General features: G+C 31.4%; 20 protein-coding genes. 13 read left to right on the top strand and 7 right to left on the bottom strand.

All coding sequences use genetic code 11. The annotated features are described in order from the left end of the window. Positions 1-12: 12 nt before the first annotated feature. The 7 genes from OZP11_RS14585 (at position 13) to OZP11_RS14555 (ending at position 8590) form a co-directional block, all read left to right on the top strand. Complete coding sequence (locus OZP11_RS14585; protein ID WP_281231283.1) at positions 13-1497, top strand: GH3 auxin-responsive promoter family protein; 1485 nt, start codon at positions 13-15, stop codon at positions 1495-1497. A gap of 37 nt (positions 1498-1534) precedes the next feature. After that, positions 1535-2140, top strand: a complete 606-nt coding sequence (locus OZP11_RS14580) for a hypothetical protein (RefSeq protein WP_281231282.1) — start codon at positions 1535-1537, stop codon at positions 2138-2140. A gap of 123 nt (positions 2141-2263) precedes the next feature. Continuing rightward, positions 2264-3943, top strand: a complete 1680-nt coding sequence (locus OZP11_RS14575; RefSeq protein WP_281231281.1) for a DUF6909 family protein — start codon at positions 2264-2266, stop codon at positions 3941-3943. Positions 3944-3951: 8 nt separating this feature from the next. After that, positions 3952-4938: a hypothetical protein gene (locus OZP11_RS14570; RefSeq protein WP_281231280.1), complete on the top strand. Its 987-nt coding sequence runs from the start codon at positions 3952-3954 to the stop codon at positions 4936-4938. Between the two features lie 6 nt (positions 4939-4944). Beyond that, positions 4945-6246, top strand: a complete 1302-nt coding sequence (locus OZP11_RS14565; protein ID WP_281231279.1) for an MATE family efflux transporter — start codon at positions 4945-4947, stop codon at positions 6244-6246. A 15-nt stretch (positions 6247-6261) separates the two neighbouring features. Then, on the top strand, positions 6262-7326 hold the full coding sequence (locus tag OZP11_RS14560; protein ID WP_281231278.1) for a hypothetical protein: 1065 nt from the start codon (positions 6262-6264) through the stop codon (positions 7324-7326). A 64-nt stretch (positions 7327-7390) separates the two neighbouring features. Continuing rightward, a complete protein-coding gene (locus OZP11_RS14555) occupies positions 7391-8590 on the top strand; it encodes an O-antigen ligase family protein (protein WP_281231277.1) in 1200 nt (399 codons plus the stop codon). Here OZP11_RS14555 and OZP11_RS14550 read toward each other — a convergent pair. Then, entirely contained in the window at positions 8567-9643 is a 1077-nt protein-coding gene (locus tag OZP11_RS14550) for a glycosyltransferase (RefSeq protein ID WP_281231276.1), read from the bottom strand. The two genes, OZP11_RS14555 and OZP11_RS14550, sit on opposite strands and share 24 nt — an antisense overlap. A gap of 183 nt (positions 9644-9826) precedes the next feature. On the opposite strand from OZP11_RS14550, the gene OZP11_RS14545 reads away from it, so the two are divergent. Together OZP11_RS14545 and OZP11_RS14540 are read left to right on the top strand one after the other, a co-directional pair. Next, a complete protein-coding gene (locus OZP11_RS14545) occupies positions 9827-10810 on the top strand; it encodes a UDP-glucuronic acid decarboxylase family protein (protein WP_012023123.1) in 984 nt (327 codons plus the stop codon). A gap of 72 nt (positions 10811-10882) precedes the next feature. Further along, positions 10883-11650: a glycosyltransferase family 2 protein gene (locus OZP11_RS14540; RefSeq protein ID WP_281231275.1), complete on the top strand. Its 768-nt coding sequence runs from the start codon at positions 10883-10885 to the stop codon at positions 11648-11650. Positions 11651-11686: 36 nt separating this feature from the next. On the opposite strand, the gene OZP11_RS14535 is transcribed toward OZP11_RS14540, so the two are convergent. Together OZP11_RS14535 and OZP11_RS14530 are read right to left on the bottom strand one after the other, a co-directional pair. After that, positions 11687-12214, bottom strand: coding sequence for an ORF6N domain-containing protein (locus OZP11_RS14535; protein WP_281231274.1), 528 nt, complete (start codon positions 12212-12214; stop codon positions 11687-11689). A gap of 40 nt (positions 12215-12254) precedes the next feature. Next, positions 12255-13565 carry a phenylacetate--CoA ligase family protein gene (locus tag OZP11_RS14530; protein ID WP_281231273.1) on the bottom strand — a complete coding sequence of 437 codons (1311 nt, stop codon included), beginning with the start codon at positions 13563-13565 and terminating at the stop codon, positions 12255-12257. A gap of 133 nt (positions 13566-13698) precedes the next feature. Here OZP11_RS14530 and purD point away from each other — a divergent pair, with 133 nt between their 5' ends. After that, positions 13699-14973, top strand: coding sequence for a phosphoribosylamine--glycine ligase (purD, locus tag OZP11_RS14525; protein WP_281231272.1), 1275 nt, complete (start codon positions 13699-13701; stop codon positions 14971-14973). Positions 14974-15014: 41 nt separating this feature from the next. On the opposite strand, the gene OZP11_RS14520 is transcribed toward purD, so the two are convergent. After that, positions 15015-15245 carry a DUF6341 family protein gene (locus tag OZP11_RS14520; RefSeq protein WP_025571310.1) on the bottom strand — a complete coding sequence of 77 codons (231 nt, stop codon included), beginning with the start codon at positions 15243-15245 and terminating at the stop codon, positions 15015-15017. A 136-nt stretch (positions 15246-15381) separates the two neighbouring features. Here OZP11_RS14520 and OZP11_RS14515 point away from each other — a divergent pair, with 136 nt between their 5' ends. Next, on the top strand, positions 15382-16311 hold the full coding sequence (locus tag OZP11_RS14515) for a DUF6427 family protein (protein ID WP_281231271.1): 930 nt from the start codon (positions 15382-15384) through the stop codon (positions 16309-16311). Here OZP11_RS14515 and upp read toward each other — a convergent pair. Then, positions 16306-16959, bottom strand: a complete 654-nt coding sequence (upp, locus tag OZP11_RS14510) for a uracil phosphoribosyltransferase (RefSeq protein WP_281231270.1) — start codon at positions 16957-16959, stop codon at positions 16306-16308. The two genes, OZP11_RS14515 and upp, sit on opposite strands and share 6 nt — an antisense overlap. Positions 16960-17069: 110 nt before the next feature. Between upp and OZP11_RS14505 the strand changes: the two genes are divergently transcribed. After that, on the top strand, positions 17070-17675 hold the full coding sequence (locus tag OZP11_RS14505; protein WP_281231269.1) for a DUF4254 domain-containing protein: 606 nt from the start codon (positions 17070-17072) through the stop codon (positions 17673-17675). 40 nt (positions 17676-17715) lie between these two features. Beyond that, a complete protein-coding gene (locus tag OZP11_RS14500; RefSeq protein WP_281231268.1) occupies positions 17716-18711 on the top strand; it encodes a glycosyltransferase family 9 protein in 996 nt (331 codons plus the stop codon). 12 nt (positions 18712-18723) lie between these two features. On the opposite strand, the gene OZP11_RS14495 is transcribed toward OZP11_RS14500, so the two are convergent. Both OZP11_RS14495 and OZP11_RS14490 read right to left on the bottom strand, forming a co-directional pair. Beyond that, positions 18724-18966, bottom strand: a complete 243-nt coding sequence (locus OZP11_RS14495; protein ID WP_281231267.1) for a hypothetical protein — start codon at positions 18964-18966, stop codon at positions 18724-18726. Positions 18967-19357: 391 nt separating this feature from the next. Then, positions 19358-19666, bottom strand: coding sequence for a hypothetical protein (locus OZP11_RS14490; RefSeq protein WP_281231266.1), 309 nt, complete (start codon positions 19664-19666; stop codon positions 19358-19360). Between the last annotated feature and the right edge of the window lie 97 nt (positions 19667-19763).

Below are 19763 nucleotides of genomic sequence, written 5' to 3'. Positions count from 1 at the left end.
TACCACAAAAAAATGTCAATTAAGTCGATAGCGGCAAAACTTTTTGCCCGAAGAATATACAATCAAACTCTTGCGTGGTCTAATAAACCAGTTGAAACTCAATTAGAAGTTTTTAAGAGTCTGATAAAAAATGCCAAAGAAACCCAATTTGGGAAAGATCATCATTTTGATACCATATATACTATTGCCGATTTTCAAAAAAACGTTCCGGTTCGGGATTATGAAGATCTGAAATCGTATATAGAGAAAGTAAAAACAGGTGAAGCGGATATTCTTTGGAAAGGAAAACCCATTTATTTTGCTAAAACTTCGGGAACTACTTCGGGAGCGAAGTATATTCCACTGACAAAAGAATCCATGCCTTCGCACATTAACGCTGCCCGAAATGCGATTCTGCATTACATTCACGAAACCGGAAACGCGAATTTTGTTGATGGGAAAATGATTTTTTTACAGGGAAGTCCTATTCTGACTGAAAAATACGGAATTAAATTTGGACGACTTTCAGGAATTGTAGCGCATTTTGTTCCGAAGTATCTCCAGAGAAACAGAATGCCATCATGGGAAACCAATTGTATTGAAGACTGGGATACCAAAGTAAATGCTATCGTAGACGAAACCATTAAAGAAGATATGTCGGTGATTTCCGGAATTCCGTCCTGGGTTCAAATGTATTTTGAGCGCTTACAGGAAAAAAGCGGCGGGAAGAAAATCAGTGATATATTCAAAAATTTCAACTTGTTTATTTACGGAGGAGTAAATTACGAACCCTATCGCGCCAAATTTGAGCAGATGATTGGCAAAAAAGTGGACAGCATTGAGTTGTTTCCGGCTTCAGAAGGTTTCTTTGCCTATCAGGACTCTCAAAAGGAAAAAGGAATGCTGCTGCTTTTAAACGCAGGTATTTTCTATGAATTCATAAAAGCTGATGAATTCTTTACCGAAAAACCAAAAAGATATACGATTGGCGAAGTTGAGACAGGTGTAAATTATGCGCTCATTGTTTCGACAAATGCCGGACTTTGGGGATATAATATTGGAGATACGGTTCAGTTTACATCTCTAAAACCGTATCGTGTTATAGTTTCGGGACGAATCAAACATTATATTTCTGCTTTTGGAGAGCACGTTATTGCCAATGAAGTCGAAAATGCAATGAAAGAAGCAACTGCCGGAACTAACATTGTAATAAACGAATTCACTGTAGCACCGCAAATAACGCCTGCAAACGGATTACCTTATCATGAATGGTTTATAGAGTTTGAAAAAGAGCCTGAAAATATGCAGACTTTCGCCGAAGCAATAGACGACTCGATGCGAAAACAGAATATTTATTACGACGATTTAATTACCGGAAATGTGCTGCAGAAAGTTGTGATTACCAAAGTTTCAAAAAACGGATTTCAGGAATACATGAAATCGCAGGGAAAACTAGGCGGACAGAACAAAATTCCTCGATTATCAAATAACAGGGATATTGCGGATAATTTGAGTTAAAGAAAAATCCTATACTTTTAGTTTAAAATAGAATTGAATGAATTTAAAAACAAAAGTCAAATATTTATCGATTTATTTAATATTAAATGTAATAGGTATTTTTCTAGCCATTAAGTATTGGTGGACTGATTCATTAATTCTTTCGAGTTTAAATAAATTTACGATTATTTTGCTATTTTCTGTCGGAATATGCTGGATGGGAATATTATTTTTTGCTTTATTTATAACAAGACTTTTAATTGTTAAAATTGAAAATCCTCAGTTTATTTCTCCATTAGATTTAATAAATAATAACTATTATACTTCAGAAATAGGCATGAATAAAGCTAAAAAATTAAAAAAATCACTTATTTTTATTGGGTTTCCAATGTTGTTTTTAACAATTTTTTTATTTAGATTTTCAATAGGAATTTACGAAAATAGAGAACTGAAAATAAATGGAGTGATTGAAAGTATTGTCGTAAAAAAAATTAATAAAGACATAAAAAAGAATAGATATGTTTTTATTGAATATGAAGATGGAAAGTGTTCAGTGAATTTTCGTTCAGATTATTTAAAATTAAATGATACTATTAAAATTATTTATTCGAATAGAAATCCAGATATTGTAAAAATTTTTGATCAATATAAAGAAAACAAATAACTTATGCTTTCTAACAATTTGTTAAATGAAAATGCATGAATGTTATATATTAAATTCCTAATTTCGTTTATCGAAATACTCGAAGTAATCTTCTTTTAGAGAAGATTTTATAATAAAAAAGACATGAAAGAAACCAAACATATATCAAGATCAAGAGCCCAGGAATCATCTGCAGCTATAGAAAAAATGTACATTACAATGCGCCATTTATTCAACCGTGGTTTTTATAAGCCAATGGGAGTTTCGGGCGATAGTTTAAGAGAATCATTATTGGCGTTACGCCCTGAAATTTATGGAAATATAGCTGAAGAAAAGGTAGAACTAAATGGACTTTTGTACGTTATAGAACGCCTTCCGATAGGAATCGAACAATGCAGATTCATCAATTTGACCTCAGACGAAGGCTATTCTAAATCGCATTTTCAGCCAATTGTTCCTCCAAAGAGAAGAAGAAACTGTTACAGAATCGACGAAGAACAAATGAATGTCGAAATCACACGTGGACGTTCAGATATTTACGATATCCTGACGCATTTGACTTTCATTTTCATAGAATCTCATAAAATTAAAAACAGAGTTTTATTAGATGACGGCGGCGAAGTTTCCCGTGACTGGCAGAAATTAGAGCAGGCTATCACACAGACAAAAAAGCTTTCGCAGATCGAAAAAGAAAAAGCTATTTCTCATGTTGCTAATATTTTAGCCAGAACATTTGAAGAAGTTTTAGATATTTACGATGCTTTTGGTTCCGAAAATGCTCCGGATCGCTTCCTGCATGTTATTTACTGGCTGGGAAAATTGGCAATCGAGGAAATTGTTGATAATAATAAACGTACGATCACCTTTAGTCCTGTTTTGCGTGAACGTCTTGGGCATCATATTCACGGGGAAATCTGGGCGACAAATATCAAAGAAGTTTTAAAAGAAAATAAATTATTGCAAAGACCAATTCATGTAATTAGTGCCAATATGCACAGTGTGATGAATTCGATTTTTGCAACACCTTTATTAACACCAAAATATAAAGGAAAAAGCGATTTCTTTATTTACGAAGAATTAAGCGGATCCGGTTCTAAAGAGATACGAAATGAGGTTGAAGAACTGGCGCTGAAAAACGGAATGATTTCGCTGCCGGACTGCTCAGGAACGAATATTGATGTTCAGATTTTTGATACAGCTAAAATTGACTGGTCTAAAACAGCATTTTCACACGCCAATGTTGGAGAAGAAAAACCGGTTATTATAGTGATGGATTATGCTTTTGGAGAGCAGGCTTATGAAACAATCGATGAACTTTTAAAACCATACAAAAAAGAAACTTTACTAAATGTAAAATCGGTTTCTATTATGGGGAAAGCCGGAATTCTGGAAGGCGGAAAAGGAGATATCATGATTCCAACGGCACATATCAACGAAGGAACAGCTGATAATTATTTCTTCGAAAACGAACTTACAGGTTCAATGTTCGAAGGAAATGAAATTGATATTTATGAAGGTGCAATGGTTACCGTTTTAGGAACTTCGTTGCAAAACAGAGATTTATTGAAGTTTTTCCACGAATCGACTTGGGGTGTAATCGGACTAGAAATGGAAGGATCATATTACCAAAAAGCAATTCAGTCGGCATCAAAAATTAGAAAAAGCGTGCCTCACGATATTAAAGTTCGTTATGCCTATTATGCTTCGGATAATCCTTTAGAAACTGGAAGTACTTTAGCTTCAGGCGGGTTAGGAACAACCGGTGTAAAGCCAACTTACCTGATTACCATTAAAATTTTGGAACAGATTTTTAACATAAAATAAAATCATAAATGAGTACAAAAGTACCGCAGCATAACCCGGATCAGGAGATTGATATTTTTCAGCTTTCAAAAAGTATTGGTAGTTTTTTTGACAGAATTAATACCATGATTTTTCGATCTATCCATTTCTTTGTCCGCAATTGGATTATTGTTTTAATTTTAGTCATTGCAGGGTTTGGTATTGGATGGTATTTGGATTCAAGTAAAAAATCGTTTGATAATCAAGTTATTGTAACTCCAAATTTTGGCAGCGTAGATTATCTTTATTCTAAGATAGATTTGATCGAATCTAAAATTATTGCCGGAGATACTGCTTTTCTAAAAAATGAAGTTGGAATAAATAAGCCTAAATTGATCAAAAAAATCGAAATAAAACCTATTGCGGATGTTTATAAATTTATTGAAGACAAAGAGCAAAATTTCGAGCTGATCAAATTAATGGCTGAGGTGGGCGAAATAAAAAAAGTATTGGAAGACAATGTAACAAGTAAAAACTATACTTTTCATTCAATTACTTTTGTAACCAACGAAATTACGGATCAAAAGGAAATTGTAGAACCGTTATTAAAATACTTAAACAGCTCTGAGTATTTTAATGCGCTTCAAAAAATTGGATATAAAAATCTTGAGGATCAAATTGTTAAAAACGATACAATTATTGCTCAAATTGACCAGGTATTAAATGGTTTTTCAAATTCTGTAAAAAATGGTGCAAAAAACGATAAGCTTGTTTATTACAATGAGAATACTCAGCTGAACGATATTATTAAAACAAAACAGTATTTGATTATTGATCAGGGTAAAAACAAACAAAAAATGGTTAATTATGATAAAGCAATTAAAGACATAAATTCAACCTTAAACATCAATAAAACTAAAATTATTAACGGTAATTTTAAATTTTTGTTTCCGTTTATATTCCTTTTCCTTTTTATTTTGATTTGTAAATTTAAAAAGTTTTATCGCAGCCAGCTTTTAAAAGCTCAGGCTAAATAATATATTTTGAAAGCATTTAAAATCATTGCAAGAATTTCAAAAAGCTCCTTCATAAAACAAAGTTTAGGAACTTTAGCTTTGCGAATTTTCGGAGTTCTTTTGTTATTTGGCTTTACAGTGTTTTTAACAAAATCATATAGTCCAAAATTGGTTGGACAGTATGATTTTGTGCGTTCTTATCTTTTGGCTATAGGAAGTATTTGTTTATTAGGTTTTGATCAGTCTATTTTATATTTTAAAGGAAGATTGGCCAGCCTGAATAAACTTGAACAATTGAAAAAAGTGTACTATAAAATGGCTGGTATGCTATTTTTAGCCTCACTCTTAATTTTAATACTTTTTCTTCTTATTGATAAAAAAACAATCAATACTTATTTTTTGGATGATGAGGTATATTCGATACTTTTAAAAAGTTCATTTATACTTTTTTTTCATGGATTATCGCTTTTAAACACTGAAGTTTTCAGAGCATTAGACAAATTATATGTTGCCGAATTATTTCGAAATATCATCAAGTATATTCCGTTGATAATTGGTTCGATAGTTTTATTTTATTGGCATTTAGAAGTTTACTTAATCGATGTTTTTTTAGTTGGTTTTGTTTTTTTAGCACTGGTAAGTTCTATTTTGGTATTCATTTATTTTAATAGGACAGAAATATCATCAGAAGAAATATTTACCTCAAAAGAGATTTTTACAAAATCATATCCAATTGCAATAAGCGGTATGGCGATGTTTTTATTAATGTCGTTTGATATTATGTTTTTGAAAAAATATCAAAATGATGAAACAGTAGCTTTTTATTCGGTTGGAGTTAAAATAATGACCATTGTTTCGGTAATCATCTTGACGATAAACATCACTGTTTCTGCAAAAATCGCAGAGTATTTTTCGGCTAAAAATATTACAGAATTAAAAAAGACATTAAAAAATAGTTCTCGATTAATATTTTGTATAGGCTTTCCGGTGATTGTTTTAATTTGTGTATTTTCAGAGCATGTTTTGTCATTTTTTGGGCATCAATATATTATAGCCCAAAAATCCTTTCTAATTTTAATAATAGGACAGGGGATTTGTTCTTTATTTGGTTCTGCCCCGGTTTATTTGAATATGACTGGAAGACAGCATATTTTTCAGATTATTTTACTAGGAGCAGTGATTATTAACTTTATATTAAATCGATTTTTAATTCCAGTTTATGGGATGACGGGTGGGGCGATAGCTTTTTTTTGCAGCTCTTTTTTCTGGAATTTTGTTTCTGCGGTTATTATATTTAGAAGAGATAAAATCAAGATTTTTATTCATTAAGAAATTAATTTTAATATGCAGAGAATAATTAAAAAAAGTACAGCATCATTTTTACTTATTGCACTAGCTAATTTGGTTGTTGCTTTTAGTACTTTTTTTGTTTTGCCACCTAAGTTTTTTTACGATTCTACAATTATTATTTATGATAAATACAATGAAATAGGTTATTTAGGAAGTTATCCGCTAACTATTTTATTTTATAAAGTTACAGGTCTGCGTTATCTTCCTTTCCCGCTGATTGCGCTTATACAATTTCCTATTTTAATGTATGTTTTGTATCAAATAGGAATTCCGGCTTCTTTCGAAAAAGTAAACATAAAAAACGGGATTGTATATTTAGGAATTTTTATGATTGCTATTTTTATAGCAATGCCTTCAAAAGAGTTTATTACTTTTTTATACATCACACCAATTATTCTTTTATGTAAAAACAGACAGTATTCTTTTCAAAAAACCGTTATATTATCCATATTCCTTTTAGTGCTTTTTGGGGCTTTATACAGGCCTTATTTTGTTCTGATTCCTGTAATTGCAGGTGGTATGTATTTAATAAGTTTTATTAATTTTAAAAACAAAACACTAACAACGATTTTTTACGGATTATTAATTGCCTTTTTTTTATCATTGAGTTATGGTGTTTTAAAAGGAAAATATTTTTCTGAAATGAGTCGTGAGGTGGTTAACAAAGAACGGATAGGTTCTGCAGATGCAAATTCTATGATTACCCCACCTTTAAAACCCGATACATGGTATGGTGAAGCGGTTGCTATTTTTTATGGTTTTTTTACTGTAAATCTTCCTGTAAATGGACTAAAACATATTTTGTCTCCTCAAATTATATTGTTTGTGCTGTGGCAGCTTTTACTGTTTTATATTTTACTGGTTCGCTTTGCTAAATGTTTAAAAGAGAGAGAATACTACAAATATGAGCTTTTTATATTTTTTATACTGTTCTCATTTTTTATTGTTCAGGGTGTTTTTGAACCCGATTTAGGATCAGCGATTAGACATAAAATAGGCATTTTTCCTTTAATTTATTTTACATTATATCATGAATATTTCCGAAAAGAACTTCAATAAAATCTTCAATGTTTTTTTGTGTTTGATTGCCATTTTGATGATCTTTAGAAAACCATGTTCACTAATGATTATACTATTTGCAGTCTTTAATTTAGTTTTTTATAAAAAGCTGTATTATACAAAAACAGTATTGATTTTGACTGCCTGTATAGCTTCTCCAGTTATATTAGAACTATTACTTTTCTGGAATAATGATTCTTTTGCAAAAGGATTAAAAGCAATAGAAAAAAGCACTTCATTAATGATTTTTCCATTGTTTATAATTGGAAATTTCCAGCGCGTAAATTTTTTAAAACTCTTACAAATCTATATGTTAGGTACAACTTTGGTTCTGCTTTTTTTCTTTATACGTTTTAATGTTTTGTTTCCTGAGTTAATGCATAAATACTTAAATGGCATTCATTTATGGGAAATGGGATATCAATTTGGAATTAGTATTGGAATTCATGCTCCGGCATTAAATATGCATTTGGCTTTTGTAACCATTACTGCTTTTTATTTCGTGATTAAAGGTTTTAAAGAACATGAAGAACTTAAATTCAAGATTCTTAGAACGTTAATTTTTTTACTTTCATTTTTCTTTGTATTATTTGTTAATACAAGAATGGCTTTAGTAAACGTTTTTATAGGTTTTTTGATTGTACTTTTTTACGCCGTTAATCATTATAATTTTAAGAAAATTGCTTTAAAAGTATTACCATTATTTGCATTGTTGGCTGTTGTTTTGTTCTTATTTGTTCAGAAAGATCCATATATGAAAGAAAAATATTCAAGTGTTAGTTTTGCCTATATGGATAAAGTAGGAAAGCTTGATGAAATCGATCATCCGGAGGTTAAAGTTTTTAATTCTTTGGTTACCAGAGTATCAATTTGGAAATCAGCCTGGGAGCTGTCTTTAAAAAACCTGCCTTTTGGCGTAGGAGCTTCTGATGGAAAATCGGAATTAAATAAATATTATAAAGAAACCAATCAGCAGTTTTTAGCTAAATATGAATTTCCAACCCATAACCAGTTTCTTGATTTTTTATTGAAATTTGGAATTCTTGGACCTCTAGTTGTAATTTTTTATATTTCTGTAATTGGATATTTGGGGTATAATCTAAAGAACGCTGTTATACTTTCGTTTTTCGTGATCTTTTTTACATCTAATTTAATTGATGATTTTTTGCTTCGTTTTGATGGAATTGCTTTCAGCGGATTCTGGTTTTCTATTTTCGCAAGTTATTGGATGCAGCAAAAATCAGCTCTTGTAAATGGCGGTTAATTCTTGAAAATTTTTGTTTTTATCGAATACCTCTAAACATCTCTCAAAAGCTTTTTTAGCAAATAGATCTCTATTTTCGAAGTCGTTTAGAATTTGAAAATACAGTTCTAATTCTGAAATATCATCAAATAGAAATCCTGTTTCGTTATGAAGCACAATATCTTTATTGCCAATAACATTTGAGGCAATGACAGGTTTTTCTAAAGCCATTGCTTCTAAGACAGCGATTGGCAGACCTTCCCATAATGAGGTTTGTAGATAAACATCGATGCGATTCAATTCTTTTAAAACATTTTCTTTATCAAAAAGCCAGCCCGTAATTCGTATATTGGGAGCTGTAAGCAAAGTATTTAACTCGCCATCTCCAATCCATACAAAATTAAAATCGGGGAAATTAAGTGCTATTTTATTAAATATATCCGGATTTTTTTGATAAGTTATTCTGCCTAAGATTCCGATTGTAAGTTTGTTACTTTTATTTTCTGTAAAATTTTGGCGGATACTATCAATGTCAACACCATTTCGGACCAATTTTGAATGACCAATTTTTTTAGCAATTTCAAATTCAGTATCTCCACATGCTACTGTAATTCCTCCAAATAAAGCCTGAATGCTCTTTTCTATCAGCCAATAGAATTTTTGAATAGGTTTTGAAATATCTGTCCTAAGAAAAGAATAACCATGCGGTGAATAAAAGAGTTTCTTTTTTTTAAATAAGAAAAAATTGGCAATTCTGCCTAAAACACCTGCTTTTGAAGAATGAAGATGAATTATATCAGGATTTAATTTTTTCAGTTCTTTCGTTAACCGAATAACGGATTTTAAATCTCTTAGAAAAGAAAAATTGCGCAACATATCAATTTCTAATAAGTTGACGTTACCAGAAAATTCAGATTTAATTTTCTCTCGATCTATTTCTTTTCTGTTTCCACTATAGATTATGGTGGTTTCAATATTTTGTTTTATTTCATCACTGCCAAAATAAGTTGATAAATCCCTAAAATAGGTGTGAACGCCTCCGCCAAGAGCTTCTATAATATGTACAACTTTCAAAAGAATAAATTATTTTGTAGTAAAAATATATAATTAAGATTAATATTGATTTGAAATGAATTAATTTATTTTGAATTATGATTTAAACTATTGTTTACTAAAGAATCATATTTTATTACATTTGCAGGGATTTCTGGACTGTTTTAGTTAAGAAATTGATTTCAAAATGTTTAAATACAGTTCATGAAAAGAATACTTATTACCGGAGCGGCAGGATTTTTAGGATCGCATTTATGTGACAGATTTATAAAAGAAGGATACTTTGTTATTGGGATGGATAATCTGATTACAGGAGATCTTAAAAATATAGAGCATTTATTCAAACTGGAAAACTTTGAGTTTTATCATCATGATATTACTAAGTTCGTTCATATTCCTGGCGATCTTGATTATATATTACACTTTGCTTCGCCGGCAAGCCCAATAGACTATTTAAAAATCCCAATTCAGACTCTTAAAGTGGGATCGTTGGGAACGCATAACTTATTAGGTTTGGCACGAGTTAAAAAAGCCAGAATTTTGATTGCATCGACATCTGAAGTTTATGGAGATCCTTTGGTACATCCACAGACAGAAGAATACTATGGAAATGTAAATACAATTGGACCGCGTGGGGTTTATGATGAAGCAAAACGTTTCCAGGAATCCATCACAATGGCGTACCATACTTTTCACGGTGTAGAAACCAGAATCGTGCGTATTTTTAATACATACGGACCAAGAATGCGCTTAAACGACGGACGTGTAATTCCGGCATTTATAGGACAGGCACTTCGAGGCGAAGATTTGACGATTTTTGGTGATGGAATGCAGACACGTTCTTTTTGCTATGTAGACGATCAGGTTGAAGGTATTTACAGATTACTGCATTCAGATTACGTTTATCCGGTAAACATTGGAAATCCGGATGAAATCACAATTAAAGATTTTGCAGAAGAAATTATAAAACTGACAGGAACAAACCAGAAAGTAGTGTATCACCCGCTGCCAATAAACGATCCGTTACAGCGTCAGCCAGACACAACAAAAGCAAAAGAATTACTAGGCTGGGAAGCAAAAGTAAGCCGTGCAGAGGGAATGAAAATTACGTATGAATATTTCAAATCATTATCTCCTGAAGAACTTGCCAAAGAGGAACACAAAGACTTTTCTAGTTACATAAAATAATAATCTCAAACAGCTCAAATTTTAATTGAATTTGAGCTGTTTTTAATAAACTCCAAATTTAGTCAGTTTCAAATGAATGAATTAGTTTCCATTATTGTACCCGCATATAATACTAAAAATTTCATTAGACAAACAATTGAATCTGTTCAAAATCAAACGTATACCAATTGGGAAATGATTTTGGCTGATGATGCTTCAACAGATCAAACGGTATCTATAATTGAAGAATTTTCTCAAAAAGACAGCCGAATAAAACTCTTTAAATTACCTCAAAATCGCGGAAATGGTTTTGCCAGAAACTTCGCTTTAGAAAAAGCTACAGGAAAATATATAGCCTATTTAGATGCAGATGATTTATGGTTTCCGGAGAAACTCGAAAAGCAAATTCATTTTTTAAAATCGAATGATTTGTACTTCACATTTAGCTTTTATGATTCAATCGATGAAGAAGGAAATAATTTAAACAGAAGAGTCGAATCACCAAATCCATTAACGTATAAGCAATTATTTTTCTGCAATTATGTTGGCAATTTAACGGCCATTTACAATGCAGATTATTTTGGAAAAATTATTCTGGAAACTTCGCAAAAACGTCAGGATTGGAGAATATGGCTTACCATTTTAAAGAAAATTAAAACTGCAAAACCAGTTCCGGAACCACTGGCTTTTTACAGAATTAGAAAAGATTCTATTTCTTCTTCAAAATTCAAATTGATTAAACACAATTTTGGTGTTTACAGAGAATTCCACAGATACAATTTTGTGTTTTCTGTTTTGCTAATGATTCGGTTTTTGTATACACAGTTGGTTGTAAAACAGCGATATATAAAGAAGATTTAAATTCATCTTGAAGTCGCAATTTGCGACCTTAAAGAATTACTTTTTATATCCAATTTTAGTTCTTTTAGTTTCGTTTTCTTTCTTTTCGGTTAATTCATCCAAATAAGAAAACACCAACTCTATATTTTTATCATGATTCTCCAACTTCTTTTGAATCTGAAGAATATCAACTTTTATTTCTGTAGTATCCAAAAGCATTTGTCTCACTTTCGTAAAAATCCTCATAATTTGAATATTGGTTTGAATTGCTTTATCACTTTTTAAGACACTTGAAAGCATTAAAACGCCATGTTCTGTGAAAGCCATTGGTGAATATCTTAAACCAATCTTATCAGAATTGGAGGTCACAAATTGTGACCTCCAATTTTCAAATTCAGTTTTGTTAAGTTCAAACATAAAATCTTCTGGAAATCTTAAGATATTCCTTTTAACAGATTGTTTGAGAACTTTAGTCTCTATTCCATAAAGCAAAGCCAGATCTCGATCAAGCATCACTTTTTGTCCACGAATAAAATATATTTTATTAGAAATTGTTTCCTCAGAAAGCAGAGAATGATTGTCCATAAGTTTTTAATTGAAAAACAAATGTAAGATTTTATTTATTTTATAAATACGATTTGAATTGTTTTAATTTACCGCGGTTAGTTCTTTCTAAAACCGTTTTTCTTGTAAAACTGAACTTTAAATAGGGTTCCAGATATAAATCTATCGCTTGTTTTATTTTTTCGATTTGTTCTGAAGCTAATTCATTTTCAGAAACATATTCAATTTCAAAAGTATCTAATTTGGTTTGTTTGATAATGAACTCCTTTACGTTTCCATCATCTTCGATTATGCTTTTGGTAACGTAATAAAATGTCAATCCCGGCGATTTTTTTCCACTTGGCAAAAGGGCTACATCATTAGTTCTTCCAATAAGTTTTTTCAGAATTGGTTTTTGAGGCGTGCTTTTTTCATCGAGAATTCCAATGTCGCCAATTTCATATCGAATGAAAGGGTTTGCTTTGTTGAATAAGGAAGTAATTACAATTTTTCCTTCTGTTCCATGTGGAACAGGATTATTTTTTTCGTCTAAAATTTCGACAAATAATGTTTCAGCATTTACCTGCCATTCGCCTTGAGGATTTTCGAAAGCAATTAAATCTAATTCAGAAGCGCCGTATTCGCTGATAATTGGAATACGGAATTGTTTTTCCAGCAATTTTTTATCCGTTTCAAAAAGCATTTCTGATGTAACAAAACAAGCTTTTAAAGTGGGGCAAATATCACTTAGAACTATATTTTTTTGTTCCAAATATTTAGCAAACAATACAATAGAACTTGTGTAGCCGTTGATGTAATCGAATTTTTTGGTTTTGAATTTTTGAAGAAATTTTTCCAAAACTTCATCAGATAAATCAAAAACTGGAAATCGGAAACGATGCGTCAGAAAATCTTTTAGACGTTCTTTTTGATATCCAATAAAATCCATCGGAATGCCATAAAAACGAGCCTGATAGGAATGATTAAAATCAATTCCAAACCAGCCAAATCTCATGATGTTTGATGCCCAGGTTAAAGCATGCGAATATTTGTCTTTTGCAAAAACAAAAGGCGTTCCGCTTGAGCCTGATGTTTTGTTGAGGTAAATGTTTTTTTTAGAATACCCTTTTGAAAGTCTTTCGTCTAGAGGCTTCTGTAAATTTTGCTTGTTTAAAATAGGTAGATTTTCCCATTTTTCAACATTTGTATTTCCTACTAATTCCTTGTAAAAAGCATTGTTTTTTAGATGAAAGTCAACAATTTCCTTCTTTTTATTTTCAAGAAATGTAACATATTCTTCTTCAGAAAAATGGACAATTTTATCCAATTCGGCTTTAGCTTTCTTTATCGGAAAACCATTTAGTTGAAGGGAAAGATCAAAAAGACGAATCATTTTCGGAAAATTTTCATCAAAAATAATATTTACGAATTACTAACAGAACAGAACCAACAACTTTTTAGAGATTTAATTATTTTTTACGTACAAAAGCAAGTATTTTTGCACCACAACTAAATACAACAACACCATGACAATTTTATTATTGGGATCAGGCGGAAGAGAGCATGCTTTTGCATGGAAAATGACTCAAAGCCCGCTTTGCGAAAAACTTTTTGTAGTACCTGGAAATGCAGGAACAGCTGCAATTGCCGAGAATGTGGCAATATCTGCTACAGATTTTGAAGCCGTAAAAGCTCTTGTACTTAAAGAAAATATAAGTTTAGTAGTCGTAGGACCTGAAGATCCGTTGGTAAAAGGTATTTATGATTATTTTAAAAATGACGAAAGTTTAAAACATATCCCTGTAATTGGACCATCAAAACTTGGTGCACAATTAGAAGGAAGTAAAGAATTTGCAAAAGAATTCTTGATGAAACATAATATTCCGACTGCGGCTTACGACAGTTTTACTGCCGAAACGGTTGAAGAAGGATGTAAATTTCTTGAAACATTGCAGCCGCCATTCGTTTTAAAAGCAGACGGATTAGCAGCTGGAAAGGGAGTTTTGATTATTCAGGATCTTGAAGAAGCAAAAACAGAATTGAGAAATATGTTGGTTCATGAAAAATTTGGAGCAGCAAGTTCAAAAGTGGTTATCGAAGAATTCCTGGACGGAATCGAATTGAGCTGTTTTGTTTTAACAGACGGAAAAAGCTATAAAATTCTTCCAACTGCAAAAGATTACAAACGTATTGGAGAAGGAGATACAGGTTTAAACACAGGCGGAATGGGAGCAGTTTCTCCGGTTCCTTATGTAGATGCAGTTTTAATGGAAAAAATTGAAACGCGTATCGTAAAACCAACTATCGAAGGTTTCCAAAAAGACGGAATCGAATACAAAGGTTTTGTGTTTATTGGTTTGATCAATGTAAAAAATGAACCAATCGTTATCGAATACAACGTAAGAATGGGAGATCCGGAAACTGAAGTTGTGGTTCCGAGACTGAAATCAGATTTAGTCGAATTGTTTTTGTCTGTTGCAGATCAGAAATTAGGAGATTTTAATTTAGAAGTAGATCCAAGAAGCGCAACAACTGTCATGGTGGTTTCTGGCGGATATCCTGAAGATTTTGAAAAAGGAAAAGTAATTACGGGATTAGAAAATATTACTGATTCGATAGTTTTTCACGCAGGAACAAAATTAGATAATGAAAATGTCGTTACTAATGGAGGACGTGTTTTGGCAATAACATCATACGGAGATGATTTTCAACAGGCCATAAAAAAATCTTACCAAAATATAGATAAACTAAATTTTGATAAGATGTATTTTAGAAAAGATATTGGCTTCGATTTAATCTAAAAATAAATGCACCAACCCTTTTAATTAAGGGTTTGGTTTTCTTATTTTAAGAATGAATGAGCTGTTGTATCTTGGTTTTCTGTTCCGGCATCATCAAAAATACGTAATTGTTTAATCCAATAAACAATTGCAGCAGAGCAGATGATCATGAAAATCCAGTTGATCGTGTTTGCACCAAACCATGTAATTAATTCCAAACGACGTAAAAAGTCAAGAGGAGCAAACAAAATGTTAACGAATAAGTATTGTATTCCTTCAAAAAAAGCTGTCATAATTTTTATTAAATTATAGATTATTATTGTTTTAACGTATTGAAGTAAAATTCAAAAGAAGAATCTTTCTTCAACTTGTTGGTTTCCTTTTTAAACAAGTATTATATTTACAATCACAAAAGTATAAAATATCCTTATGATAACAAGTGTTTTTAAAAAATCTACGCCATTAAATTATTCATTGGTTGTAATTTTGATACTGGTTTTCTTTTTTATGTTTCAAATTAGGGAAACGTCTTGGATAAATTCTTATTTCACAATATTCCAAAAAGTGAGTTTATTGTGTTTTATTTTGGCTTCTTTTTTCATGGTAAATTTTATCGTAAAGAAAAACGGACTCAGTAAAGACAACGGATACTCGATATTTTTCTACTTATTATTTTTATTGTTTTTTCCCACGATATTTAATAATCCAAATGTAGTATATGCTAATTTTTTTGTACTGCTGGCATTGCGAAGATTAATTTCGCTGCAATCCTTAAAAGCGTCAAAAGAAAAAATATTCGATGCTTCGTTTTGGATTTTTGTAGCGGCCTTATTTCAATTCTGGAGTATTTTGTTTTTGATTTTGGTATTTATATCTATAATTTTTCACGTTTCAAGGGATTATAGAAACTGGGTTTTACCATTTATAGCACTTTTGGCCGTTGGGATTGTTTTTTTAATGATCTCCTTTATATTCAAAATAGATGTAATTGAGTTTTTTCAAACACGTGCCGTAATCGATTTTAAAATAGACTATTTCAAAAACAATTACGAAAACGGTGCTTTATCAATTTATGTTGCGGCAGCATTATTTTTTGTCGTTTCGATGTTATCAACACTATCAAACAGACCACAAATTGTACATAGTTCTTATAAAAAAGTTGTAGCCTGTTTTTTTATTGCAGCATTGGTATTTATTGTTTCTCCGGACAAAAGTAATGACCTGTTGTTATTCAGCATTGCGCCTTTGACCATTATGGCAACAAGTCACGTAGAATACATGCACCAGAAACTTAATAACGAAATTGCATTTTACGTATTAATTCTGTGCAGTTTGTTTACTTTTTTCTCACAATTATAATTTGCTTCCGTAAGCAAGATCGCCGGCATCGCCCAGACCCGGAACAATGTAATTTTTCTCGTTGAGTTTTTCATCGAGAGAAGCTACCCATAAATGACAGTTTTCTGGTAGATGTTTTTCAAGATGTGCAACACCTTCAGGTGCAGCAATAACAACTACAATGTGAATTTCTGTCGGCACAGCATTTTCAACCAGTTTTTTGTGAACAGCAACAATAGACTGTCCCGTTGCCAGCATTGGGTCAAGAAGTAAAACGGTTTTATTGTTTAAATCCGAAATAGCCTGATATTCAACTAAAATTTCAAACTCATCATCGTTGTTTGGATGGTGTCTGCAGGCAGAAACAAAACTGTTTTCGGCATGATCAAAATAATTTAAGAAACCGTTATGAAGCGGTAAACCGGCTCTTAAAATGGGGCACAAAACCAAATCAGTATCAATTTGAGTTGTTTTTTTAATAGCGAGCGGTGTCTGGATTTCAACTTCCTTATAAGGTAAAATTTTACTCAGCTCATACGCCATTATTTCTCCAATACGTTCAATATTTCTCCTAAAACGCATACTGTCATTCTGCACATTTACATTCCGAATTTGTCCAAGAAAATGATTTAGGATGCTGTTATTTTCTGATATATAATGAATTTTCATGCTGATTTTTTGATTTATCAACTAATAATATTTAAAAAACGAAAATTATATGCTTTTTTTCGCAGTATAAAAGTATAAAAAGTATCTTTGTAACTCTAACAAATTAAGACATGTTTTCAAAATTAGCATATTCTGTTTTCGAACAAAGCATTAAAGATTATCATCAGTTTGATAATGTTGACCAGCCAATTAACAATCCGTATCCAAAAGATAAATTTGAACATTTATTATATCTAAAAAACTGGATTGATACTGTTCAATGGCATTTTGAAGATATCATTCGTGATCCGCAGATTGATCCCGTTGCTGCTTTAACTTTAAAAAGAAGAATCGATGCATCAAATCAGGAACGTACTGATATGGTGGAATATATCGACAGCTATTTTTTACAAAAGTACAGCGATGTAAAAGCTAAAGATGGAGCAAAAATCAATTCTGAAAGTCCGGCATGGGCATTCGACAGATTGTCTATTTTAGCACTGAAAATTTATCACATGAATGAAGAAGCAACTCGTGCAGAAGCTACTCAGGAACACAGAGATAAATGTCAGGAAAAATTAAATGTACTTTTAGAACAAAGAACAGACTTATCTACAGCAATTGAAGAATTACTGACAGATATCGAAAATGGTGATAAATTCATGAAAGTGTACAAGCAGATGAAAATGTACAACGACGACGAATTGAACCCGGTATTATATCAAAATAAAAAATAATTTGGCAGACTTGTCTAGCAAAATTAAGCATATAGCCGTCATGAGACTATCCGCAATGGGAGATGTCGCCATGACGGTTCCTGTTTTACGAGCTTTTGTAAAACAATATCCAGCGGTAAAACTAACCGTTATTTCACGTCCTTTTTTTAAACCTTTCTTCGATGGAATTCCAAATCTGGAATTTTTTGCTTTTGATGAAAAGGAAAGGCATAAAGGATTTCCCGGACTTTTACGATTATTTAGAGATGTAAAAAAATTGAAAATTGATGCCTTTGCAGATCTTCATAATGTTTTAAGATCTAAAATTGTAAGCTTACTTTTTGCTTTAAGCGGAAAAAAAAGAGCCACTGTTGACAAAGGCCGAGAAGGAAAAAAAGAATTAACCAGAGCCGAAAATAAAATTTTCAAACAATTGCCAACGATGTTCGAAAGACACGCAAAAGTGTTTGAAGAACTCGGTTTTCCTTTAGATTTATCCAATCCGGAATTTCCTGAAAAGGCACAATTAAGTGCTGAAATACTGGAAATTATCGGAATTAAAAATCAAAAACTAGTAGGGATTGCACCTTTTGCTCAATATGATTCTAAAGTTTATCCTTTAGATTTAATGAAAGAAGTAATTGAAAAATTAGCCCAAAATCCGGCAAATAAAATTTTACTTTTTGGCGGAGGAAAAAAAGAAATCGAAATTTTAGAATCTCTTGCGCAGCCATTTGAAAATGTAATTAACATGGCTGGAAAAATTAAATTTAAGCAGGAATTACAATTGATCAGCAATCTTGATGTCATGCTTTCGATGGATTCAGGAAATGCTCATATTGCTGCTATGCTGGGAGTTAAAGTTATAACACTTTGGGGTGCAACACATCCATATGCAGGATTTTTGCCTTTCAATCAAAGTCTGGAAAACGCACTGACTTCAGACCGAAGTCAATATCCAAAACTGCCAACTTCGGTTTACGGAAATAAAATTGTTGAAGGCTATGAAGATGCAATGAGAAGTATTTCTCCAGCAAAGATTATCGAAAAAACATAAAGAATCGATTTCTTATAAACTTAGAAATAGATAACCCAATACTTTCTTTTTGTTTTTATCAACTACAAGTTTAACAAACTGATTTTCTTTTTCTGTAGCCAGTAAAATGTGTTCAAAATCTTCGGTAGAATTTCTGTAGACTTTATGCACCAATTCCGATTCCTTAATTTTTTTCGATAAAATTTTAGCCGCTTTTAATTCGCTTACATACGGCCAGATATTGAAAAAATTATCAGAGATTGATATTTCTTTCATTCCTCCAATAATTGAGGAATTATACTTTTCTTTTGAAAGCAGTTTAGGAGCTTTTTTTTCTTTCCTCTTTTTAATTATGAAATAGATACAAACGAAAGAAGTTATTACAAAAAGTAATATAAAAGTGAGGCGGAGATAGTGATGCATTGCCATAATAATTAATTTTTTAAACGTGTTGACAATTAATGCAGTTTACAAAAGTTATCCCTAAGGCCCAAAGAGGTATCAATTGTAATTGCACTACTAATATAATCAATTATCAGCTTATATTTTAAAAAATATTTAAATATGAGTACGCTTTTTTGCGTATTTTTTAAAATAAAAAATACACTAGAAAATTCAGACAAAAGAAAGAATTGTAAAAATCGAATTCTTCGGGTTGAAATTTTACCTAAAGCCAAATCTTCTCATCACGACATCTGCTGTAAATATATCTTTTAAGATCTGCAATTGTGGCTATATAATCAGGAGCATCGTAACCATATCGTTCATGTTCCATTTGTTCTTTTTCGATGGCATCGCATCCCTTGATTACTTCTTTAATCATGTCGAGCATGGCGAGTTCTTTATTGTTATTCTTCTGAAATTTTAATTCCACCATTTCGTCCTGCAGTTCTTCACAGTATTCCATAAGTTTTTCAACCTCAGGTTCTTCCAAAAGATACTTTTTATCTTTAAAAATTTCTCGTATTGATTTCATAAAAAGTTTTTAATAGTTAAAAATCAAATTCTAAAAATAAAAAAAATCCAAATCCCAATTTTTATCTTGGAATTTGGAATTTTATATTGAAGTATCC

The sequence above is a fragment of the Flavobacterium gelatinilyticum genome (genome assembly GCF_027111295.1).
Lineage (GTDB): Bacteria > Bacteroidota > Bacteroidia > Flavobacteriales > Flavobacteriaceae > Flavobacterium > Flavobacterium gelatinilyticum.
This window is presented reverse-complemented; position numbering and strand designations above follow the sequence as displayed.

Coding starts and splice junctions, on each gene's coding strand:
- OZP11_RS14585 (WP_281231283.1), top strand. CDS start 13: ATGTCAATTAAGTCGATAGCGGCAAAACTTTTTGCCCGAAGAATATAC.
- OZP11_RS14580 (WP_281231282.1), top strand. CDS start 1,535: ATGAATTTAAAAACAAAAGTCAAATATTTATCGATTTATTTAATATTA.
- OZP11_RS14575 (WP_281231281.1), top strand. CDS start 2,264: ATGAAAGAAACCAAACATATATCAAGATCAAGAGCCCAGGAATCATCT.
- OZP11_RS14570 (WP_281231280.1), top strand. CDS start 3,952: ATGAGTACAAAAGTACCGCAGCATAACCCGGATCAGGAGATTGATATT.
- OZP11_RS14560 (WP_281231278.1), top strand. CDS start 6,262: ATGCAGAGAATAATTAAAAAAAGTACAGCATCATTTTTACTTATTGCA.
- OZP11_RS14555 (WP_281231277.1), top strand. CDS start 7,391: ATGATTATACTATTTGCAGTCTTTAATTTAGTTTTTTATAAAAAGCTG.
- OZP11_RS14545 (WP_012023123.1), top strand. CDS start 9,827: ATGAAAAGAATACTTATTACCGGAGCGGCAGGATTTTTAGGATCGCAT.
- OZP11_RS14540 (WP_281231275.1), top strand. CDS start 10,883: ATGAATGAATTAGTTTCCATTATTGTACCCGCATATAATACTAAAAAT.
- OZP11_RS14535 (WP_281231274.1), bottom strand. CDS start 12,214: ATGGACAATCATTCTCTGCTTTCTGAGGAAACAATTTCTAATAAAATA.
- OZP11_RS14530 (WP_281231273.1), bottom strand. CDS start 13,565: ATGATTCGTCTTTTTGATCTTTCCCTTCAACTAAATGGTTTTCCGATA.
- purD (WP_281231272.1), top strand. CDS start 13,699: ATGACAATTTTATTATTGGGATCAGGCGGAAGAGAGCATGCTTTTGCA.
- OZP11_RS14520 (WP_025571310.1), bottom strand. CDS start 15,245: ATGACAGCTTTTTTTGAAGGAATACAATACTTATTCGTTAACATTTTG.
- OZP11_RS14515 (WP_281231271.1), top strand. CDS start 15,382: ATGATAACAAGTGTTTTTAAAAAATCTACGCCATTAAATTATTCATTG.
- upp (WP_281231270.1), bottom strand. CDS start 16,959: ATGAAAATTCATTATATATCAGAAAATAACAGCATCCTAAATCATTTT.
- OZP11_RS14505 (WP_281231269.1), top strand. CDS start 17,070: ATGTTTTCAAAATTAGCATATTCTGTTTTCGAACAAAGCATTAAAGAT.
- OZP11_RS14500 (WP_281231268.1), top strand. CDS start 17,716: ATGAGACTATCCGCAATGGGAGATGTCGCCATGACGGTTCCTGTTTTA.
- OZP11_RS14495 (WP_281231267.1), bottom strand. CDS start 18,966: ATGAAAGAAATATCAATCTCTGATAATTTTTTCAATATCTGGCCGTAT.
- OZP11_RS14490 (WP_281231266.1), bottom strand. CDS start 19,666: ATGAAATCAATACGAGAAATTTTTAAAGATAAAAAGTATCTTTTGGAA.